The organism is Anaerophaga thermohalophila DSM 12881, assembly GCF_000191885.1.
GTDB classification, from domain to species: domain Bacteria; phylum Bacteroidota; class Bacteroidia; order Bacteroidales; family Marinilabiliaceae; genus Anaerophaga; species Anaerophaga thermohalophila.
Map to the genome: position 1 here is coordinate 1 of NZ_AEWI01000142.1, position 659 is coordinate 659.

General features: G+C 36.3%; 1 protein-coding gene. It reads right to left on the reverse strand.

Features of this window, described 5'->3' with window-relative positions:
* Positions 1–235: aldo/keto reductase (locus ATH1_RS0116870; protein WP_010424554.1), on the reverse strand; the 235-nt coding region annotated here is incomplete at its 3' end.
* Positions 236–659 lie beyond the last annotated feature (424 nt).

Sequence of the window (659 nt, forward strand, 5' to 3'; positions counted from 1 at the left end):
AGCCAAGATCACGGATAGCTTGTCCGGTCATTTTTTCACTCAACCCTTCACTGTAAACATTGGCCGTATCAATGAAATTAATACCGTTTTCAACAGCCATTTTTACCAGTTCATTGGCCTGCTCCTGAGGCAACGTGCCAATGGCTGTCCACATGCCACGTCCACCAAAGGTCATGGTTCCCAGGCAAAGTTCCGAAACTTTTAATCCGGTGTTTCCTAACAATTTGTACTTCATTTTTTTATTATTTTATGTTTAACATTTGTTTTAATTCGGATATGGATGTATATTCTATATAGCTAATCAAATAATCTTTGTCAAATACCCTTTGAAAAGATTGATAAAAAGACAACGCCGGCTTTCTACCTGATGAAAAGAGCATGACAAAGGTTGTTTTAATAGATTTTTAGATATAAGTATTTTAGTCAGTAGTTTTTAGTCAGTAGCCAGTAGTGTGAATTATAAACACAACATACGTCTTTGCGTTTTAGCTTTTTCCCCCAACCTCATGCAACCCTGCAGTTTGCCCGTATAAAGAAAGAATATTTACAGTTATAAAACGAGCATGACAAAGATTGCCACAATAAAATATGTATAAACACCATCTAACCTCTAATCATCTAAGAAACCAAAAACAGGGAACAGATTCTTCGTCGTTACC